We start from the raw sequence: 19,549 nt of genomic DNA on the forward strand, positions 1-19,549 counted from the left end.
CAGGGTTTCAGTAGGACAGAATTGTGTGGAAATGTCTCCTGCTTTTGCTCTTCGCTGAGCCACTCGCTTTTGGTTTCAGTGGGGACAGAATTGTGTGGAAACACGTATTCTGTCAACAGCCGATACGTTACTACTATATACGTTTCAGTGGGGACAAAATTGTGTGGAAACTCGATCGTGTCTGTGTTATAGTCAGCGAGGTAGTCAACTTTTAGTGGGGACAGAATTGTGTGGGAAGTACCTTGCCGTTATTGTTCCGTAAGGGTCATTTTTCAACGCCTTAATGTTTCCGTAGAACAGAGTTGTGTGAAAACAACTGAATCTTGTCGGCGCTATACCAGTAGTGGCCCTGATATTTCCGTAGAACATAATTGTATGGAAACAGCTAGCTCGGCAGGCTTGCCTCATCGCCACAGTAGAACGCCCGTTTCTGTAGAACGTAATCGTGTGGAAACTCACTGCTTTAAGCCGGTCAGCCTTACGAGCGGGGCCATAAAGCTGCTCTCCGAGAAAAGTCCCTGTAACAGGGAATGGAAAAGAACGGCCCTAGAGCATAATCTAAAACTCAAAGAGACCTCAGTCCTCAAGCCAGATCTCAAGCCTCTGCTTGCCCTTTCCGAGGCTGGAGCGCTTGAGCTTCTTGAGGTGTCCTATCTCCTTTATGTCCTTCACGTGCGTTCCGCCACAAGGGATGACCTCGAAGTCCCTTATCTGAGTGTATCTCGTCTCTCCTTCCCACCATATCTTCATCTCGCCGCCTTCGTCGACGTATTTGTTGAACAGCTCTATGATCTTCTCCTTGTACTGGTTAACGTTTTCCGGATAGAGGATGTCGTACCTACCTTTCTCAGCGCTCATCCCACTGCCATAGAGCTCCCAGTTGCCTTCCCCAAGAACCTCATTGAGGACGTGCTCGAGGAGGTGCATGGCCGAGTGGATGCGCATGAGCTTGTACCTGTAGTCCCAGTCTATTTTGAGCTCGACCTCGTCACCTGGCTTGAACTTCCCCGGCTCAGCAACGGCGTGCCAGACGTTTCCAGCATCGTCCTTATAGACGTCCAGAACTTCGACGCCGTTTATCGTCCCCCTGTCGTGGGGCTGACCGCCGCCGGTAGGGTAGAAAATCGTCTGGTCAAGGAGGAGTGCACCCTCCCTAATCTCAAGAACCTTCGCTTTTGCTTCCTTAAGGTAGGCGTCCTCATAGTAGAGCTTCCTCGTCATTAAGACCACCTTAGAAAAGTTGGAAAGCAGGTTTAAATGAATATCGAAAAGAAAGAAATGCTCAGTGCTTCTTCCAGATGAAGATGGCCAGACCTATAAGCACAAACGCACCGACGATGCCCGCTATCTGAGTTGTACTCAGATTTGACTCAGTGCCTTTCTGAACATCGAGTGTATAACGAACCTCAAGCTGGTCATATCCCTCCAGAAGGTTCATAATATCCTGCCGGGATGCACCATAGCGGATGAACGTATTGGCTGTTATGATTATCTTATTTCCTGACCGGGTGACGTTCAGGGTGAAGTAGTTGCCGTGCAGCTCTCTTGAGACCGGCTCAGGAACGGAAACAAACTCTCCATTATCTGGAAGAACAACCTCCGTGGTAAACGTATAGTTGTACTCGGCTAATGCCCTGATAGTCTCGAGGGATGATAATCCCATAGTAGGATTGAATATGTAAACGTAGGTTCCGTTTTCAAGTTTAGTGTAGTTTTCGAGAAGATAACTGAGACCTATAACAAGAGGGCCAGTTTCATTGAGTCCCTCAACGTAAGCACTCGCGTTGTATATCACAGCCCCCATTCCTACAAATCTCTGTGCGTACTCCGAGATCATCAAGCTCTTGAAGTTATCAACCCCATACGAAGCAACTAGGCTTTTCATGTCGTCTATCTCGTCTTGTGGATTTAGATAGACCTCTCTCATTTTTAGTTCTGTCTTACCATCAGAAAAGACTGTAAGCGTGACATACTCATGTGTAGCTCTCTTCTGGAAAGTCTCTTCACCTTTGTAAGGTGTTTGATAAGTTATTGAAAAGTCATTATACTCATCAAAAAGGCTTCCGAATCCTTCGAGGGACAGATACGGCTCCAGCTTTATCGTGGAGGCAACTGTTACTGTGTCGTCCGTTATCGTTGGAACGACCTCGAAGAGGCTCTGATTAAATGTCTTCTTGTAAGGCAACGGATAGGAAAGCAGTGTAGCGTCAGGCGGAAGATGGATTACAAACTCATTGTGCATAATAACCCAGTAGGGATATCCGGTATCCGGATAAGACGCCCCTATAAGCCCTCTGGTTGGGTCTATGATGATCTCCCAGAAGTCCCCATAAGAGTAGTACTTGGCCATTCCGACGGCTATTGCATTGAAAACCACCGTGATGTTGTCTCCGTTGGGAATCCCATACACCTTTACTGTCGCGTTATTTACATCAATCCCGATCTGTTCTATGATTTGGACATAGTAAGCAAGCTGTTGCTCTTCAGCTAGTTTTATGGCGTCTTCAACGCTACCGTTTGTTTGGTTGAGGTAATATTCAATCTGCTCTTGAATTTTATCTTTGGGGCGGAGCCATACACTTATCAGCGTGATGTTTGCGTCCCCATTCTCGAACAGTCTGATTTTGAAGGTAAAGCTCTCCTCATATATTTCAACAGTCGTGGTTGCCCCTACACTTCCAAACATAGGAGCTAGGAGCATAAAGATAAGGAGACCCCCTAAAACGTTCCTTCTCATTATCCATCTACCTCCCGCACATGTGTAGATAGCATTAGACCCCTGGGTATTTAACTTTATCTCAGAAAAGCCAGAATAAAAGGCCATCTAAAACTAGAAAAAGTGAAAGGAGCAAAGAGTTCAGCTCGTCCACTTGGAAGAGTCCATTTCGCCTTCGGTCTTGGCGACTATGGTGGTTCCAGCCAGATCGCCGGTGACGTTTACCATAGTTCTGCCCATGTCAAGTATTGCGTCGATTCCGAGTATCATGGCATAAGCCAAAGCTACAGGACTTCCCTCCACGAGTTCGAGGCCAACGCTCTGGAGCACCATGGCCAGCATTATAGCCCCCGCACCCGGAACGCCAGCGGTTCCAATCGAGGCAAGTACAGCCGTGAGGATGACCACGAGCTGCTGCTCAAGTGTCAGCGGCTGGCCTATTGCGTTCGCAACGAAGAGCACCGTGACACCCTGGTAGAGCGCAGTTCCGTCCATGTTTATCGTCGCGCCAAGGGGCAGGGTGAAGGAGAATATGCCCTTGTCAACGCCCATCTCCTCCTCGGCAACGCGCATTGTGACGGGTAAAGTTCCGCTGGAGCTCCTAGTAACAAAGGCAGTAATCATAGCGTCCTTTGCCTTCTTAAGGAACTTAAACGGGTCGATGCCGAAGACCTTGAGCAGGACGCCGTAGACCAAGAGTATCTGGAGGATGAGGCCAAGATAAACCGCTACGACAACCTTGACGAGTGGTCCGGCGACGTTCGGGCCGAACTGGCCGATGACGTAGTAAATCAGGGCAAAGACACCTATTGGAGCGTACTGCATGACACCGGCGACTATCTTGTACATCGCCTCGGCGGCGGCATCCATAACTCTGAAGAGCGTCTCAGCTGAGCTTCTGATCCTTTCATCTTCACTGTTCATGAGGTAGCTGATGGCTATTCCAAAGACTATGGCGAAGAATATCGTAGGCAGAACCTGGCCACTTGAAAGGGCTGCGAAGGGGTTGGTCGGAACGATGTTGAGGAGCGTCTGGACGAGTGACGGAGCCTCTGCCTCTATAGCCTTTCCAGAGCCTGTTCCGAGCTCGATTCCAGTTCCTGGCTTGAAGAGGTTGCCCATCAGCAGGCCAAAGAACACTGCGAATGCCGATGTGGCCAGGTAATAGAGGATTATCTTGACGCCAACCCTTCCGAGCCGCGATGGATTGATACTGGCGGCGCCAACTATCAGTGAGAACAGTATTATGGGCATCACTAGCATCTTCAGGAGTCTCACAAATAGGTCTCCGAGCGGCTTTAGGGCTGCTGAATACTCTGGAAGCAGCATACCGAAGATAACACCCAGCACGAGCCCAGCGAGGATCTTGTAAAGCACAGGAATTTCAAGATATGTTCTCAATATCCCCCTTCCCATTGGCTTCACCTCTTTAAGAATGACGTCGAAATAGCATTAATAGCGACATTATATTAACTTTTACCAAAAAAAGTTGACAATATGACAGAAAATCGTGGAAAATTTAGAGAAATCTGAGAGAAACGTCGCCATGGAGCACCCGCACTCTGCCCTTTGGTGTTTCGAGGATCAGCGCGCCGTCCACATCTATGTCCACAGCCCTGCCGACGAGTTCTGTTTCATCGTCGATTATCTTGACTTCCTTCCCGAGGACAATGCTCCTCTCCTTCAGCGCGGATATTATCTCAGCATATCGTCCATTGAGAAAGAGTCTGTACCAGTGGTCGAGATTCCTAATAAGGGCGTGGAAGACTTCTGACAGAGAAACCTCACGGCCGAGGAACTCTCTCATCGAGGTCGCCATTTTCCTGAGCTCCTCAGGGGCGTCGTTGTTCACGTTGAGGCCTATCCCGAGAATAACGAACTCCCCGATCCTTCCCTCAGTAAGAACCCCGCAGATTTTTCTCCCGTTTACCCAGACGTCGTTGGGCCATTTTATACCCGCTTCGATTCCAAATTTCCAGAGAGTATCGACAACGGCCAAGGCTCCGATGAAGACGAGCTTGGAAAGGTGCTTGGGCTCAGCCTTAGGCTTCAGGATGACACTCATCCAGAGGCCTCCCTCCGGGGAGGCCCAGGTGCGACCTTTTCGCCCCTTTCCGGCGGTCTGTCTGTCCGCCACCACCACCGTCCCCTCACGCTCGTCCAGAGCGATAAGCTTGGCGTACTCGTTGGTTGAATCCACTTCGTGGAAGTGAATTATTTTACGGCCGATAATTTCACTCCCCAGTCCCGACATTAAACCACCGGCCGAACTTCTCATCCTGGACTTAAACAACTTTCCATCAAAGAAAACCTTAAATCCCCCAAACCATATATCACCCAAGGTGATTAGTATGGATGCATACCAGAGTATTGGAATTAGAAGAAGAATGAAAAGGTTCTTCCGCAGAAACGGAAGGACGCTCATATTTGCGATGGACCACGGCTTCGAGCACGGACCGACAGATTTTGAGGAGCACTGGGAGCACGTGAACCCGAAGATAATCATTAGAAAGGTTATGCGCGCCGGTGTTGACGGCGTCATGATGCTCCCCGGCCTCGCCAGGTTCGCCGGCGACGAAGTGAAGCCTGACAGAGGATTGATGATAAAGCTCACCAGCAAGACCAACCTCAGACCAAAAGATGAGCAGCTCCTCCAGAGCCAGCTCGGCTACGTTGGGGATGCCGTCAAACTCGGCGCCGACGCCATAGCGGCGACTGTTTACTGGGGCAGCCCGCAGGAGGACGTTATGATGCGCCAGTTCGCCGAGATAGCGAGCTACGCCCACGACATGGGCTTCCCGGTTGTGCAGTTCGCCTATCCGCGCGGCCCGTACATCAACAAGAAGTACGGCAAAAAGGAGGACTACCGTGTTGTTATGTACGGCGCGAGGGCGGCCGTTGAGAGCGGTGCGGATATGATAAAGACCTACTGGACTGGCTCGAAGGAGACCTTTGCCAAGGTAGTCGATGCCGCAGCGGGAGTCCCAGTCCTTCTGAGCGGCGGCGCTAAGACGGAGAACCCAGTTGACTTCCTCAGGGTGGTTTACGACGTCATCGAAGCTGGAGGGGCCGGTGCCGTAGTTGGCAGAAACATCTTCCAGCGCGAGAACCCAGAGCCTCTAATCAAGGCCCTTATCAGGGTCATTCACCGCAATGAAGAGCCGGAAGAGGCTGCCAAGGCTGAGGGGCTTCTCTGAATCCCTTCTACTCATTCTTTTCGACGTTTGTCGTAATATATCTCCTCTAACGTCGGAACTTTTTTAAGGTAACTAACGTTTAGGTGGGCATATACTAAGTGACCAACAAGAAGGCAGGTGATCACAATGGTGGAAATAGTAGATACCACATTTAGGGACGCACACCAATCGCTCATAGCAACGCGCCTCAGGACAGAGGACATGCTTGCCGTAGCCGAGAAGATGGACAAGATAGGCTTCTACTCCATGGAAGTCTGGGGAGGAGCAACTTTCGACGTCTGCATTCGCTACCTCAAGGAAGACCCCTGGGAGAGACTTAAACTTTTGAGGGAGCACATAAGGAAGACGAAGCTCCAGATGCTGCTCAGGGGGCAGAATGTCGTTGGCTACCGCCATTACCCGGACGATGTCGTCGAGAAGTTCGTTGAGCTGGCCCACAAGAATGGCATCGACATTTTCAGGGTCTTTGACGCTCTGAACGATGTTAGGAACATGGAAGTTGCGATAAGGAAGGCCAAAGAAGTGGGTGCTGAGGTTCAGGGTGCCATAGCTTACACAACCGGACCAATCTTTACCCTTGAATATTACATGAAAAAGGTGGAGGAGCTCCTAAAGCTGGACGTCGATGTAATTACCATCAAGGACATGGCAGCCCTACTGACACCCGAGAAGGCCTACGAACTGGTGAGTGAGATAAAGGAAACCTACGGCATCCCAGTTAATGTTCACACCCACTCGACCACTGGAATGGCCGTCGCGACTTACCTGAAGGCTGTCGAGGCCGGGGCAGACTTCATTGACACAGCTATAAGCCCCCTCGCCTTTGGAACGGCCCAGCCTGGGATACAGACGATATGGCACGCGCTACCCAAAGCAGTCGGCTCTCACCTCGACAGGGAACTGATCCATCAGGTCTCGCGCTACCTCAAAAAGCTGCTTGAAGAGAGGTACTACGGCCTGCTCCACAAGGAGACCCTCATGGTGAACCCATACGTCTTAAAGTACCAAGTTCCAGGAGGAATGTTCTCCAACCTTATAGCCCAGCTCAAGGAAATGAAAGCTCTGGACAAGCTCGACGAAGTTCTCGAGGAGATTCCGCATGTGAGAGAAGATCTGGGATGGCCGCCACTGGTGACACCAACAAGCCAGATAGTCGGCACTCAAGCTGTTCTCAACGTCCTCTTCGGAAGATACGAGAGGATAACCAACGAGGTCAAGAACTACATCAAAGGCCTGTACGGAAGGCCTCCAGCAGAGATAAACCCCGAGCTAAGGACGAAGGTTCTTGGAGATGAAGAACCAGTATCAGCGAGACCGGGTGAGCTTCTAGAGCCTGCATTAGAGAAATGCAGAAAGGAGCTTGAAAAACTCGGTTATCTGGAGAAGGAAGAGGACGTCCTCACATACTGTCTCTTCCCGCAGATTGCACTGGAGTTCTTCAAAGCAAGAAAGGAGGGAATCAGAAAACCGGAAATTCCAAAGACAGCCCAAAAGTTTAAGCTGTACATTGACGGTGTAGAATTCGAAGTTGGTATTGAAGGGGTTGACCTGAGCGCCCTCAAGTATCTGCCTCAGATAGCAAGTACCGGTACTCCCACCCCAGCAGTTCCGAGTGTTCCAAGCATCCCTGCTAGCGTCCCGACTCCGGCTCCCGCTCCTGTCCCGGCACCAGCAGTACCAACTCCAGCTCCTGTTGGTGAGGGGGTTGTGACGGCTCCCATGCCGGGTAAGATTCTTAGAATACTCGTTAAAGAAGGTGATCAAGTCAAAACCGGTCAGGGACTACTCATCCTCGAGGCAATGAAAATGGAAAACGAAATCCCAGCACCAAAAGACGGAACAATAAAGAAAATCCTCATCAAAGAAGGCCAAACCGTCGACACCGGACAACCACTAATCGAACTTCAGTGAGTGAAAAAGACTTCTCCTTTCCCCATTTTTCATAGTCATTCCGCCTAAAGGTTTTTTTCTCAGAAACAGAGGTAGTGTTTCTAACTTTTAGTTGAAAAGCGAAAAATTTTCAGGCCATTGCCGAAAAACATTTATATGAACACAATTTTACACTACTGCGAAAACTTCCTCGGAGGTGCAACCATGAACTCCGCTGTAATAATATTGATAGCGGCTGCCATATACGTTGGGATGTACATGGCCTACGGAAGAAAGCTACAGAGTAAGGTCGTCAAGGCCGATCCCAACAGACCCACCCCGGCACACAAGCTCTACGATGGGGTTGATTATGTCCCAGCACACCCAATGGTTCTCTACGGCCACCACTTCGCTTCAATAGCAGGTGCAGGACCTATCGTCGGTCCAGCCGTGGCAATGGCCTGGGGATGGTTGCCAGGACTCCTGTGGGTCTGGTTCGGAAACGTCTTCATCGGTGCTGTCCATGACTATCTGGCATTAATGTCATCGGTACGCTACGATGGTAAGTCCATCCAGTGGATTGCCGGAAAGCTCATGAGCAAGAGAACCAGCATGGCCTTTGAGCTTTACGTTTGGTTCGCTCTGGTACTTGTAATAGCAGCATTCGCAGCAGTTATATCCGGAATTTTCGTTGGAACTCCAGAAGCTGCGACAGCCTCGCTGCTCTTCCTGGTAGTTGCTGTGATCCTCGGATACCTCCTCTACAAAGTGCAGATAGACTTTAAAGTCGGTACAATCATTGGAATAGTACTTCTCATCATAGCGATATGGATTGGCTTCCAGTTCCCGATAGTCGCCAGCAAGCAGACCTGGTACATCGTTCTTGGACTCTACATCATCGTGGCCTCCTCACTGCCGGTCTGGATTCTGCTCCAGCCGAGAGACTACCTGAACGCCTATATCCTGTGGTTTGGCCTTATCCTTGGTGGTCTGGCGTTCATAGTTGTCGGCCTTAAGGGTGTTGGAACCTTTACAGCCCCAGCCTTCACCACTTGGTCTGCCAACGTCGTCGGTGGCAAGCCCTCGCCGTTCTGGCCAACAATACCGCTCGTCATCGCGTGCGGTGCGCTTAGTGGATTCCACTCCATTGTCGGTTCTGGTACCACATCCAAGCAGCTTGACAATGAGCTTCACGGCCTTATGGTCGGCTACGGCGGTATGTTCACCGAGGGCTTCCTCTCAACCATCGTCATAGCTTCCATCGCCATATACGGACTCCAGGTCTTCCAGACCATGAACATCCCTGTTGACGTCAACAACTGGGGACAGCAGTATGCCATCCAGGTCGTCAAGAACGGAATAAAGGTCGGAATATTCTCCAAGAGCTACGCCTACGGTCTTGAAGATGCATTTGGAATCCCGTTCAAGACCGGCGCAGTCTTCGCCAGCCTCTGGGTCTCGGCTTTCGCTCTCACGACCCTCGACACTGCTACCAGGCTTGGCAGGTTCGCCTGGCAAGAGATCATGGAGATGGTCCACGGACCCGAAATCCTCAAGAACAAGTGGATCGCATCAATAATCCTTGCCATTTTCGGTATCTACATGGCCTGGGGCGGAAGCTGGCTTATCATCTGGCCGGCTTTCAGCGGTATGAACCAGATGCTGGCAAGCATTGCGATGATGACAGCTTCCCTGTGGGTTGCAAAGGTTCAGAGGCCAGAGGGAGCATGGAAGTGGGCAGTGGTCATCCCCGCGCTCTTCCTGTGGATTACAGTGACGGCAGCACTTGTCTGGTTCCTTGTCGTCATCAAGCCTGGATTCTGGGTGTCCCTTATCACCATCGTCGGCCTGCTCCTCAACCTGCTCCTCGTCGTCGACTGGTACGCCGCCTGGAAGAAGCCGGCCGAGGAGTACGCGACCGCTTGAGTTCTTTCATTTTTATTTCGTTTTTGGAGGTGAAACCATTGGAACCACTAAGGCAGTTTCTTAAAGGATTCGTGGAGTCTTTCAAACAGCAGTCAACTGAATACATCGAATTCGAGCTGAGAGAGCTTGAAAACGTATTTGCGCTGGTGCTAATGGGAGCCTTCGTTGGCATACCATCTCCACCAACGACGCTCGTTATAAGACTGATGCCCCATATGGTACGGGAGATTCACGTCATGCAGCAGAGGGCCGTCAATTTAGATGACATCTTTGCGGAAATTGCTGGAATGTTCGATATAGACTGAGGTGGGAACATGAGAGAGTACCTGCTTCCAAAAGAGGATTTCAGGACAATATTCGTCATTGGAAAAGGTGGCGTCGGCAAGACAACGACGAGCGCCTCTTTAGCTGTTGCCCTGGCGAAGAAAGGATATAAAACACTCATTATATCACTCGATCCCGCCCACAACCTTGGCGACGTGTTTATGGTAAGACTGAATGACAAGCCCAAAAAGCTGATGGAAAACCTTTACGCTAGCGAGCTTGATATGGATAAGTTAATTAAAGCTTACCTCAAGCACCTAGAGAAAAACCTTAAGCATATGTACCGCTATTTGACTGTCATAAATCTAGAAAAGTATTTTGAGGTTCTAAGTTATTCTCCCGGCATAGAGGAGTATGCAACGCTGGAGGCCATAAGGGAGATACTAATCGAGGGAGATCATTGGGATGTAATAGTGTTTGATACACCTCCCACTGGCTTAACCTTGAGAGTTCTCGCTTTACCGAAGATATCCCTCATCTGGGCGGACAAACTGATAGGGATAAGGAAAAAGATACTCGAAAGAAGGCGCGCGATAGCCAAAATACAGGGAGAGCAGAAGTTCACAATTGAAGGTGAGGAGTTCACCCTACCCAAAGAGGAGGAAGAGGACGCTGTCATGCAAGAGCTAAAGGCATATCGCGAGGAAGTTGCCTTTGTCGAGAAAGTCATAACTGACCCCAACAAAACGAGTGTTGTCGCAGTCATGAATCCTGAAACGCTCCCACTCTATGAAACGGAGAGAGCCTACGAAAGCCTGAAGAAGTTCAGGGTGCCCTTTAACCTGATAGTCGTAAACAAAGTCATAACGCTGGGGAAGGACATACCAGAGCTGAAGGTCAAACTTGAAGCCCAGGGGAGGGTTTTAAAGGAGATCGAGAGGAAATTCAAAGGAATTGACGTCGTGAGGATACCTATGTTTGCGGAAGAGCCCCGGGGAATGGAGTGGCTCGAAAGGCTTGGAGGTATGGTACTTGAGACCTGATGGAATACTGGAACTCCTAAGGACAGTTAAAAATCCCTTTACAGGACAGGACATAGTCAGTGAAGGCCTTGTCACTAAAATAGTTGCGGAAGAAGACAGAACCACTATCTACGTGGCCTTCGCAAGGAACACTCCCCCCAAACCTTTTGCCATGGCCATCACCTGGCCGCTTCAGGCGAGAATTGTTAAGGACATGGTAAAGGTTTTAGAGGATAAGTTGGGATACTTTGAGATAGTTGATGATATGACTTTGCAGCGCTATTACCCGATCGAGGAGGTCTAATTATGGAGATAACGTCCGGATTTATACTGGCGATTATGGCCCTTGCGGCCGTTTCATCTATACAATTTTTCAAAGGCAGAAAGCTGAACCTCCAGATAATGCAGCACTACCTGAGAAGCATTGAGGACGTTGTTAAGCCCGAGGACAAGGACTACGTCTGGCTCGGCGGCTACATCGGTTTCAGGGCTTACTACAAGGTGAACCGCGACAACATCAGGAAGTTTGAGTACACGCTGACGCTTTTGCCGAGACAGAGCATCCTCTACTTCCCCATAGCACTCCTCACAAGCAGGCACGACAAGCTCTACATTGTAATAAAGCCAGAATCCAAGATAAAGCGTGAGGCCCACCTCATACAGAAGGGCTACTACCGCATAAAGCCCAAGATTGAAGACGAGGAACTCCTTCAGAAGGAAATAGTGGAGATAGCTGGCACGAAGTACGAGGCACTTTACGAAAAGAGACGTGACGTTGAACTGCTCAAATACCTCGTCGAGAACCTCTCCAAGCCAACAAACGTCAAGCACATCTCGCTCACGCCGAAGACCAACGTGTTCTATGTGCTGATGAAGCCCGAACCGGATACGATAGAGGACGACATCAAAAAGATCGTAGAATTCGCCAAGGAAAAACTGAAAGAAGGTCCGTTTTCTTCTTAACCATTTGTTTTCAGAATCTCGGCACTGGAAAATGTTAAATTCTCCTTTTCCCAATTTTCTAACTGGCGGTGGCTATGGTGAGGGTTTACAAAGCCAAGTTCGGTGAGCCAAGGATTGGATGGGTTGTTCTGGTTCATGGATTGGGGGAACACAGTGGAAGATACAAGTGGCTGGTAAAGATGCTTAATGAGGCAGGCTTTGCCGTCTACACCTTCGACTGGCCGGGACACGGAAGAAGTGGTGGCAAAAGAGGACATACGAGCGTTGAGGAAGCTATGGAGATTATTGACAGCATCATTGAGGAGATTGGAGAAAAGCCGTTCCTCTTCGGCCATAGCATGGGTGGTCTAACCGTGATCCGCTATGCCGAGACGAGGCCGGATAAGATAAGGGGGATCGTCGCTTCCTCGCCAGCACTCGCTAAGAGCCCAAAGACGCCGGACTTCATGGTCGTCCTCGCGAAGTTCCTCGGAAAAATCGCGCCGGGGGTAACGCTAAGCAACGGCCTCGATCCAAAGCTCCTCTCCAGAAACCCCGATGCAGTCGAGAGGTACATCAAAGATGAACTCGTCCATGACAGGATTTCGGCAAAGCTCGGGAGGAGCATCTTCGAGAACATGGAGCTGGCACACAAAGAGGCTGAAAAAATAACGGTGCCGATTCTGCTCATTGTTGGTACGGGAGACATCATAACCCTGCCAGAAGGAGCGAGAAGGCTTTTCAGGGAGCTTAAGGTCAAAGACAAGGCCTTGAAGGAGTTTGAAGGGGCCTACCACGAGATATTCGAGGATCCTGAGTGGGGGAATGAGTTTCACAGAACGATAGTTGAGTGGTTAGTGGCCCACGCGGGAGGAAGAAAAGAGAATTAGAGAGTATCCCTCCTATCAATCACGTGCTCAAGCTCAGGACCAGTCTTGATTATGCCGACCGGAATACCAACCCTTTCCTCTATTTCTTCTATAAACTCCTTGGCCTTCCTTGGCAGCTTGTCGTAGTCGGTAACGCCGAAGGCCCCTTTGTCGTACTTGTCGAGCATTGTTATAGCCAGCATCGTCGCCCCGTTGAGCCTCGCCGAATAGCGCGCGAACTCGAAGTCGAACCAGCCGACGCGCCTGCGCCTTCCTGTGACAGTGCCGTACTCGACGAGACCGAGCCTCTCAGCTTCCTCAGCACTCATCTCCGTCGGGAACGGACCCTCTCCAACGCGCGTCGGAAAGCTTTTGAAGACGACTATAACATCGTCGACCCTCGTGGGCCCGATTCCGACGTCGCTGGCTATGGCTGAAGCGGTTGTATCCTTCGAGGTCACGTAGGGGTAAGTACCGTAGTAGAGGCTCAGTCCAAAGCCCTGTGTGCCCTCGATGAGAACCAGCTTGCCTTCATCGAGCGCGTCGTTAATTTCTTGAGCAACGTCCGTGAGATATGGCTCCAGCTCCTTGATGTCCTTCGCCTGTTTTGCCATACGCATGACCCTATCAGCGTTTGCCGGCCCACAGCCGGAACCCGTGGTTCCGATTTTGTCGTGCAGATAGCTGCTCGCTCTATCGCGCTCCTTGTGTCTTGGCTCTATAATGGCGCAACGGTAATCAATGCCAACTCTTTCGGCAACATTGAACTCCTTCAGGTGTTCAAGCTCATGGAAAAAGACCCCTGGATCAACAAGAACTCCAGCCCCAACAAGAAGCCTAGCTTTAGTCTGCATAAAGCCCGTTGGGAGCTGTCTGACTGCGTATTTCCTACCGTTGATGAAGACGCTGTGGCCCGCGTTTGTCCCAACGCCGCCGCGTGCTATGATTTGAGGCTCATCCTTCAAGGCAAGGTAGGCTATAAGAGACCCCTTACCCTCGTCTCCCCATTGACCACCAACAACTATGTAGCTCGGCATGGCTCCTTACCCAAGTTTAAGTCAATAGGGGCCTTATAACAGTTTCTAATCAGACAAAAGTTTGTCAAAATCCCACGGAAAGAGACAGCAAAAGGTTAAAACCCACGGCAAACACTACTTACGGGGGTAGAGAAATGAGAAACAAGTTGGTCGTGGTTACTGGAGGGGCAGGCTTCATCGGCTCTCATATTGCCTGGGAACTGAGCAAAGATAACGAGGTAATCGTCATTGACAACCTCCACACTGGAAAGAGGGAAAACGTTCCGCCGGCGGCGAAGTTCGTTCGGGCCGACATCAGGGACTACGAATCGATAGCCGAGCTGATAAGCCACGCCGATTACGTTTTTCACGAGGCTGCTCAGGTCAGCGTCGTCGAGAGCGTTAGGGACCCGATTTTCACGGAGGAAGTCAACGTTATAGGCACGCTCAACATTTTGAGAGCCCTGATGGAAGGTCATGGAAAGCTGATTTTTGCATCCTCTGCGGCGGTTTATGGCAACAATCCAAATCTGCCGCTCAAAGAGACGGAAACGCCGAGACCCCTCTCTCCTTATGGCGTCACGAAGCTAACGGCAGAGCAGTACCTTAGAGTTTTCAACGAGCTCTACGGGATACCAGCAGTTTCCCTGCGCTACTTCAACGTCTTCGGTCCGAGGCAGAGTGCCAACCAGTACGCAGGAGTTATAAGCATTTTCATCAACCGTGCGCTGAAGAACGAGCCGCTCGTAATTTTTGGCGACGGAAAGCAGACGAGGGACTTCATCTATGTCAAGGACGTTGTCAGAGCCAACATCCTGGTTGCAGAGAGCAGAAAAGCCAATGGAAGGGTCTTCAACGTCGCAACTGGGAGGCAGACAACTATTCTTGAGCTAGCGATGAAGATAATTGAAATAACCAACGCCACCAGCTCGATACTCTTCGACAAGCCAAGGCCAGGAGACATAAGACACAGTCAGGCAGACATAAGCGAGATTAGGAAACTCGGTTTTGAGCCGGAATGGACACTGGAGGATGGGCTGAAGAAGACTGTGGAGTGGTATCAGGCTCAGGGTTTAAAGTAAATCCTAAAGGTGTAGCTACCAGAGGTCTGGCCTACTACCTGCACTTCGGGTTCAGGGTAAATGTAGGGCCGTACAAGTATCCAGTCATAGATTGAGGTCGTGTTTATTATCGAGGAGAGGGTAAGCTGGGGGTTCCTCCGTGGACCAGTTATAGTGTAGTTGTACTCATACCACTGACCAAGGCCCAAGGGTTCACTCTGTTCGGGGGAGTAACCTTGAGTGAAGGTTGCTATGAGTGAGCCGTTTTCATAGAGGTAGAACTCGGCCTGAGTGCTAGTGACATTAATGAGCGTGGTTATTAAGATGTCTTTTCCAAATATCGGACTCCTACTACCACCATCTGGATAATAAAATGCTCCCCACGAGCCATCTGCCAAGTTAAATCCTCTTATTGTTACATTGTTGAGTTGATAAGTTGTAGCTCCCCATGTTGCGAGGGAAGTATTTAGTAGTATGGCCCAGCCATAGTTCGTGCTGTCCACATAAAAAATTGGAAATGCCGTGGAGTCCAGGGAATTCGCGTACAAATCGATGATGAATGAGCCACTGAAATTCTGCTTAGTCCAGAGCCACTGACCACCTTTAAGCTCAAGCAGGCCATTAGAAACAGTGTAGTTGGAGGGATTCTGAAGGGTAGGGATGTTCCATTTTGAAAGGTTTAATGTGACGCCGTTGAAATCATCAAAAAACCAAAACACTTTGTCTGGATTAAAGTATGTCGCATCGTAAGCAGACTGGTTTCCGTAAAATAGGTATATCGTGTTAACCTGATTAGCACTTAGATTCATTTTGACCCAGAACCACGTCTTCTGAGAGGCAGCGTCGTAAAAGTACCAGTAGTACAGACGGTTGCCATTTTCATCGGTAACGTAAGGGTATAAAGAACTCCAGTCTCCACCCAAAGTAAAGTTGATAACATAGTCCCTCAGATCCTGTCCACTCCGTTCCGTAACGTCGATGGGAACGTTTCCACTTCCAGAGGGAGCAAACGACAGTGTAGCTACACCAATCTTCTGAACCTCTATATAGATAGGAAGTATCGTGCAGTTATTGCTACCCCCCACAAGAACTATTTTTATGTCGACGATTTCCGGAGGCGAAATTCCAAAAAAGGAACTAACATAATACGAGTACTGTGTATCCTTGTTTGTTATAATATATGGCAGTGCAGCACTCCATCCACTAGTGAACACCGTGAAGTTCGTAAAACTGTCACTCTGGTACTGCCCAGTATTGGAATTGTATCCGTAAATCGTGACATTGATGTACATTGTAGTTCCCGCTGGCAGAGAATCTGAGAAATTTATGATCACCTCATTCAGGGTATATTCATACAGGTCCCGTATACCCCAACTGTAATCAGTGATGTTCCAAGTAATCTGAACATCCGCCCAGTTCGCAGGACTCACCACATCACAGCTCCCCACTCCAATCTCCTGTACGGAAACGTTAATGCTGGGGACAGCTAACCCAAGCGTCGCCAGAAGAAGCACGAGTGCAAGCATGGCTGATGTCAATCTCAACTTTCCCATCTTAAAATGCATTGTAGCGGAGAAAGTTTAAAATATTATCTCCCAATTTTGCTTTTCAAACCCATAAAGTGGAGGAGAAGAAGCTCAAAAACATTACTCCTTTACACTAAAACGCATCGCAGCCTCCTGCTGGAGCTTCTGTGCTTTCTGAGCGAGCTCCTGGAGCTGACCCTCAAGCTTTGCCAGAGCCTCCTGCGTTTTCCTTATTGCCTCGTCGTACTCTTTTATTCTAGCATCAAGGTAGCCTATAGCGTCGTCGAGGCTCTTCTCGGTAGCATAGCCAGAACCGACGCTGACTATCGCGCTGTTCTTATCCACTATCATACCTTTCAGGAAGGAGCCTGCACCGATTGGCACCAGAATTTCCGGCTTCTCATCCTCGACCTTTTTGAGCTCCTCGAGGGTCTGCTTAACGGCCTGGAACTCGTTCCTTCCGAGGGTTAGGAGCTCAAGATTCTGGGCTAAAAGCTGAGCCTGAGCCTGCAGGAGCTGATACTCGTAAGCGAGCCTTTCAAGCTGCTCGTTTCTCTCCGCCATTTTGCACCACCGATTGGATTTGGATGGGAGGCTTTTAAGGTTTGGGTTGCCTCGCCACAAACCACGAAAGGTTATAGAACCAGCCACGCACGAGCTCTAACTAAGGATAAGATGGGAAGAGTGGAAATTCCACGAACTGTGGCTTCATTTCAGTATCTCAGCCTTAATTCTCTCAGCAATCTCTTTTATCGCCTGGGATGCCTTTGAGTCTGGAAAGGCCTCCACAACAGGCTTAAGCATCGCCATGCTCTTTGGTACCGCCTTGTCGTAGGGAACCTCGCCAAGTATCGGGATTCCCTCGCTCTCTGCCCACTCGTGGAGGGCTCTAAATCCAGGGTTGAAGTCGGCCTTGTTGATTATAAGGTAAGCCGGCTGCCTGAAGTGCTGGATGACCCTATAAGCCCTCTGAACATCGCTGAGGGAGGCTGGCGTCGGCTCGGCAATGAGTATTGTCAAATCTGCACCGCCGATGCTCGCTATAACCTGACAGCCTATTCCAGCTGCGCTGTCCACTATCATGTGCTTAAGGCCAAGCTCCTTCATCAGGTTCTTCGCCCACTCCTTCTCCTCAGTTACGAGCTTGCCGCTGTTGGGCCTGCCGACGTCGAGCTGGGCTGAGATTAGCGGGAAGCCGTACTTCGTGGTGGTCTTCCTTATTATCCCAGAGCGGACTTCCTCGAGGGTTATGGTTCCTGGAACCGGGCAGACCAGACTGCAGACGTTGCAGCCTTCACAGGTGAGTTCACTCACAACGTAGTCGCCGTCGATGACCTTGATACAATCGTAGGGGCAGCGCTCCTGACAGATGCCACAGCGTATGCAGCTCTCCGTGTTTATGTGAGCGACCTTGGCGCCAACCAGCTCCATCTCCTCTTCCCAGCGCTCGACGCCAAGAAGGAGGTCGAGGTTCGGCGCATCTGCGTCCGCATCCACCGCCACAAAGTTGTACTCATCCTTTAGAAGGTAGAGGAGCGAAGCAGTTACGGTGCTCTTTCCTACGCCGCCCTTACCGCTCGCTATGACGAGTTGCATCACTCACCACCCCCGATGAATTCGACAACCCTCTCGGCAATCTTCCTGAAGATTCGGGCCTCAGGATAGTCGCTCAGAACTATCGGCCTTCCTTCCACGTAGCTTCGTATGACGTTCTCGCTGTAGGGGATCTCGGCTATTATCTCGGCGCTATAGCGCTCGGCAATTTCCCTGACCTTTCCAACGTCACCCAGATCGGAGCGGTTAACGATTATCATAGCCGGAATGTCCATGAGCCGAGCCAACCGGAGGATAAGTTCGCTGTCATGAAGCCCGAGCGGTGTCGGCTCGGTGACGGCTATGATGAGCTTAGAATCTTCAAGTGCCTTCGAAACGGTATTGCTCGTTCCGGCAGCAGTGTCAACGAGCAGAAGCTCCTTATTTAAGCTCTGGGCCCTCTTCTTCGCTCTTGAAACGATGGGCATGGCCCTCTCCTCGCCCTCCAAAAGCCTGCCCGTAACGAGCGGGAAGCCGTAGGGCGTCTCCGTTAGATATGTGTGGCCCATAAGCTTCTTGCCGGGCAGTATCGCTCCGGGAACCGGGCAGACTATCTCACAGGCTGCGCAACCAGAACAGAGGTTGGGCATCAGGAAGGGAGTTCCGTCACGCATGGTTATTATCGCGTGCTCCTCACAAACTTCTGCGCACTTTCTGCAGTGAGTACACTTGGAGTAGTCAAAGCGCGGCATGAAGAGCTCAACGGGCTCCTCGTTCTGGAGCTCAACTCCAAGAAGCAGATGGTCGTTTGGTGCCTCAACATCCAAATCGGCCAGAACAAGATCAAAGTGCTCTTTAAGGGCTATCGCGAGATTTATCGCAATGGTGGATTTTCCGGTTCCACCTTTTCCTCCGCTCACTGCGATCTGCATTACCTCACCCCCAGAATTAGGCTAACCTAAAAGTTTTTAAGCTTTGTGCATATGCTCACACGGTGATGGTCATGAGGTGCCTGAAAGTTGCCTTTGGGATGGAGAACGATGAGACACTCATAGATGCTCACTACGGCGATTCTGAGTTCTTTGCAATATACGAGGTTTGTGAAGACGGGAGCGTTAAGCTCCTTGAGGAAAGGGACAACAAAGCCAGAAATGTGGAGGAGCACGACGAAGGACACGGCGATCCGAGGAAGTTCAGGGCGATAGTGAGTCAGCTTATAGACGTCGACGTTCTGGCTGCCTTTAGAATGGGGCCGAACTTTCTAAGGATAAGAGACCAGAGCGACAAGGTGGCCTTCTTCACGAGAACGAGGGACCTAAAGCTCGCCCTCCAGAGGGTTGCCGAGAACTTCGATGACCTATGGGAGCAAGTGCAGAAAAAGAGGGCCAAGGCAAGAGTATGAGCTTTTGGGAGTCTCTCGCGCAGGTGAAGTTCATAATCCCTTGCGCCCTCCACTATTTTCATCGATTACAGCCTCAACCTCCTAACGTTCAGGTACTATTCCCATGGCTTGCCCCCCTTCTGTCTGGCATCCTCTCTGGTTAGTCTTCCACCTCCAAGTGCCAAAAGCATGAGAGAGACCATCTCTTGGCTTCAAGGTACTATCCA

The 19,549-nt window shown here is 50.2% G+C and carries 19 protein-coding genes and 1 CRISPR repeat array (1 of these 20 cut by a window edge); of the genes, 10 read left to right on the top strand and 9 right to left on the bottom strand.

The features are described 5' to 3' along the window. Positions 1 to 33: a CRISPR direct-repeat array (repeat unit 28 nt; unit sequence GTTTCAGTAGGACAGAATTGTGTGGAAA) (it extends 334 nt beyond the left edge of the window). Between the two features lie 543 nt (positions 34 to 576). The 4 genes from TON_RS04600 to TON_RS04615 form a co-directional block, all read right to left on the bottom strand. Beyond that, positions 577 to 1,221 (bottom strand): alanyl-tRNA editing protein, encoded by a 645-nt coding sequence (locus TON_RS04600; protein ID WP_012571859.1) that lies wholly within the window; start codon positions 1,219 to 1,221, stop codon positions 577 to 579. 61 nt (positions 1,222 to 1,282) lie between these two features. Beyond that, positions 1,283 to 2,737: a hypothetical protein gene (locus tag TON_RS04605; RefSeq protein ID WP_012571860.1), complete on the bottom strand. Its 1,455-nt coding sequence runs from the start codon at positions 2,735 to 2,737 to the stop codon at positions 1,283 to 1,285. Positions 2,738 to 2,857: 120 nt separating this feature from the next. Beyond that, positions 2,858 to 4,132, bottom strand: a complete 1,275-nt coding sequence (locus tag TON_RS04610) for a dicarboxylate/amino acid:cation symporter (RefSeq protein ID WP_012571861.1) — start codon at positions 4,130 to 4,132, stop codon at positions 2,858 to 2,860. A gap of 103 nt (positions 4,133 to 4,235) precedes the next feature. After that, positions 4,236 to 4,970, bottom strand: coding sequence for a biotin--[acetyl-CoA-carboxylase] ligase (locus TON_RS04615; protein WP_048055058.1), 735 nt, complete (start codon positions 4,968 to 4,970; stop codon positions 4,236 to 4,238). Between the two features lie 97 nt (positions 4,971 to 5,067). On the opposite strand from TON_RS04615, the gene fba reads away from it, so the two are divergent. The 8 genes from fba (at position 5,068) to TON_RS04655 (ending at position 12,826) form a co-directional block, all read left to right on the top strand. Continuing rightward, positions 5,068 to 5,913: a class I fructose-bisphosphate aldolase gene (gene fba / locus TON_RS04620; protein ID WP_012571863.1), complete on the top strand. Its 846-nt coding sequence runs from the start codon at positions 5,068 to 5,070 to the stop codon at positions 5,911 to 5,913. A 126-nt stretch (positions 5,914 to 6,039) separates the two neighbouring features. Beyond that, positions 6,040 to 7,824, top strand: coding sequence for a pyruvate/oxaloacetate carboxyltransferase (locus TON_RS04625; RefSeq protein ID WP_012571864.1), 1,785 nt, complete (start codon positions 6,040 to 6,042; stop codon positions 7,822 to 7,824). A 183-nt stretch (positions 7,825 to 8,007) separates the two neighbouring features. Further along, positions 8,008 to 9,708 carry a carbon starvation CstA family protein gene (locus tag TON_RS04630; protein ID WP_012571865.1) on the top strand — a complete coding sequence of 567 codons (1,701 nt, stop codon included), beginning with the start codon at positions 8,008 to 8,010 and terminating at the stop codon, positions 9,706 to 9,708. Positions 9,709 to 9,731: 23 nt separating this feature from the next. Next, a complete protein-coding gene (locus TON_RS04635; RefSeq protein ID WP_012571866.1) occupies positions 9,732 to 10,013 on the top strand; it encodes a hypothetical protein in 282 nt (93 codons plus the stop codon). Positions 10,014 to 10,022: 9 nt separating this feature from the next. Next, positions 10,023 to 11,015, top strand: a complete 993-nt coding sequence (locus TON_RS04640; RefSeq protein ID WP_012571867.1) for an ArsA family ATPase — start codon at positions 10,023 to 10,025, stop codon at positions 11,013 to 11,015. Continuing rightward, positions 11,005 to 11,298 carry an iron-sulfur cluster assembly protein gene (locus TON_RS04645; protein ID WP_012571868.1) on the top strand — a complete coding sequence of 98 codons (294 nt, stop codon included), beginning with the start codon at positions 11,005 to 11,007 and terminating at the stop codon, positions 11,296 to 11,298. Before TON_RS04640 ends, TON_RS04645 begins: the two co-directional genes overlap by 11 nt. Positions 11,299 to 11,300: 2 nt before the next feature. Continuing rightward, entirely contained in the window at positions 11,301 to 11,957 is a 657-nt protein-coding gene (locus TON_RS04650; protein ID WP_012571869.1) for a hypothetical protein, read from the top strand. Positions 11,958 to 12,031: 74 nt separating this feature from the next. Next, a complete protein-coding gene (locus tag TON_RS04655; protein ID WP_048055060.1) occupies positions 12,032 to 12,826 on the top strand; it encodes an alpha/beta hydrolase in 795 nt (264 codons plus the stop codon). On the opposite strand, the gene TON_RS04660 is transcribed toward TON_RS04655, so the two are convergent. Then, positions 12,823 to 13,842 (bottom strand): adenylosuccinate synthetase, encoded by a 1,020-nt coding sequence (locus TON_RS04660; protein ID WP_012571871.1) that lies wholly within the window; start codon positions 13,840 to 13,842, stop codon positions 12,823 to 12,825. The genes TON_RS04655 and TON_RS04660 overlap by 4 nt on opposite strands. 134 nt (positions 13,843 to 13,976) lie before the next feature. On the opposite strand from TON_RS04660, the gene TON_RS04665 reads away from it, so the two are divergent. Continuing rightward, the gene (locus tag TON_RS04665; protein ID WP_012571872.1) at positions 13,977 to 14,903 is read left to right on the top strand and encodes an SDR family oxidoreductase; all 927 of its coding nucleotides are present in this window, start codon (positions 13,977 to 13,979) and stop codon (positions 14,901 to 14,903) included. On the opposite strand, the gene TON_RS04670 is transcribed toward TON_RS04665, so the two are convergent. From TON_RS04670 to TON_RS04685, 4 genes are all read right to left on the bottom strand, one after another. Then, positions 14,888 to 16,435: a DUF2341 domain-containing protein gene (locus tag TON_RS04670; protein ID WP_187146220.1), complete on the bottom strand. Its 1,548-nt coding sequence runs from the start codon at positions 16,433 to 16,435 to the stop codon at positions 14,888 to 14,890. The genes TON_RS04665 and TON_RS04670 overlap by 16 nt on opposite strands. A gap of 93 nt (positions 16,436 to 16,528) precedes the next feature. Further along, positions 16,529 to 16,972 carry a prefoldin subunit alpha gene (gene pfdA, locus TON_RS04675; protein ID WP_012571874.1) on the bottom strand — a complete coding sequence of 148 codons (444 nt, stop codon included), beginning with the start codon at positions 16,970 to 16,972 and terminating at the stop codon, positions 16,529 to 16,531. 144 nt (positions 16,973 to 17,116) lie between these two features. Next, complete coding sequence (locus TON_RS04680) at positions 17,117 to 18,004, bottom strand: nucleotide-binding protein (RefSeq protein WP_012571875.1); 888 nt, start codon at positions 18,002 to 18,004, stop codon at positions 17,117 to 17,119. After that, a complete protein-coding gene (locus TON_RS04685; protein WP_012571876.1) occupies positions 18,004 to 18,873 on the bottom strand; it encodes a nucleotide-binding protein in 870 nt (289 codons plus the stop codon). Before TON_RS04685 ends, TON_RS04680 begins: the two co-directional genes overlap by 1 nt. A 71-nt stretch (positions 18,874 to 18,944) precedes the next feature. On the opposite strand from TON_RS04685, the gene TON_RS04690 reads away from it, so the two are divergent. Further along, on the top strand, positions 18,945 to 19,343 hold the full coding sequence (locus TON_RS04690) for a NifB/NifX family molybdenum-iron cluster-binding protein (RefSeq protein ID WP_012571877.1): 399 nt from the start codon (positions 18,945 to 18,947) through the stop codon (positions 19,341 to 19,343). The last annotated feature ends 206 nt before the right edge of the window (positions 19,344 to 19,549 follow it).

It is taken from the genome of Thermococcus onnurineus NA1, assembly GCF_000018365.1.
Lineage (GTDB): Archaea > Methanobacteriota_B > Thermococci > Thermococcales > Thermococcaceae > Thermococcus > Thermococcus onnurineus.

Bases quoted from the DNA above. Each gene is read 5' to 3' on its own strand.
- TON_RS04600 (WP_012571859.1), bottom strand. From the start codon at position 1,221: ATGACGAGGAAGCTCTACTATGAGGACGCCTACCTTAAGGAAGCAAAA.
- TON_RS04605 (WP_012571860.1), bottom strand. From the start codon at position 2,737: ATGAGAAGGAACGTTTTAGGGGGTCTCCTTATCTTTATGCTCCTAGCT.
- TON_RS04610 (WP_012571861.1), bottom strand. From the start codon at position 4,132: ATGGGAAGGGGGATATTGAGAACATATCTTGAAATTCCTGTGCTTTAC.
- TON_RS04615 (WP_048055058.1), bottom strand. From the start codon at position 4,970: ATGTCGGGACTGGGGAGTGAAATTATCGGCCGTAAAATAATTCACTTC.
- fba (WP_012571863.1), top strand. From the start codon at position 5,068: ATGGATGCATACCAGAGTATTGGAATTAGAAGAAGAATGAAAAGGTTC.
- TON_RS04625 (WP_012571864.1), top strand. From the start codon at position 6,040: ATGGTGGAAATAGTAGATACCACATTTAGGGACGCACACCAATCGCTC.
- TON_RS04630 (WP_012571865.1), top strand. From the start codon at position 8,008: ATGAACTCCGCTGTAATAATATTGATAGCGGCTGCCATATACGTTGGG.
- TON_RS04640 (WP_012571867.1), top strand. From the start codon at position 10,023: ATGAGAGAGTACCTGCTTCCAAAAGAGGATTTCAGGACAATATTCGTC.
- TON_RS04650 (WP_012571869.1), top strand. From the start codon at position 11,301: ATGGAGATAACGTCCGGATTTATACTGGCGATTATGGCCCTTGCGGCC.
- TON_RS04655 (WP_048055060.1), top strand. From the start codon at position 12,032: ATGGTGAGGGTTTACAAAGCCAAGTTCGGTGAGCCAAGGATTGGATGG.
- TON_RS04660 (WP_012571871.1), bottom strand. From the start codon at position 13,842: ATGCCGAGCTACATAGTTGTTGGTGGTCAATGGGGAGACGAGGGTAAG.
- TON_RS04665 (WP_012571872.1), top strand. From the start codon at position 13,977: ATGAGAAACAAGTTGGTCGTGGTTACTGGAGGGGCAGGCTTCATCGGC.
- TON_RS04670 (WP_187146220.1), bottom strand. From the start codon at position 16,435: ATGGGAAAGTTGAGATTGACATCAGCCATGCTTGCACTCGTGCTTCTT.
- pfdA (WP_012571874.1), bottom strand. From the start codon at position 16,972: ATGGCGGAGAGAAACGAGCAGCTTGAAAGGCTCGCTTACGAGTATCAG.
- TON_RS04680 (WP_012571875.1), bottom strand. From the start codon at position 18,004: ATGCAACTCGTCATAGCGAGCGGTAAGGGCGGCGTAGGAAAGAGCACC.
- TON_RS04685 (WP_012571876.1), bottom strand. From the start codon at position 18,873: ATGCAGATCGCAGTGAGCGGAGGAAAAGGTGGAACCGGAAAATCCACC.
- TON_RS04690 (WP_012571877.1), top strand. From the start codon at position 18,945: ATGAGGTGCCTGAAAGTTGCCTTTGGGATGGAGAACGATGAGACACTC.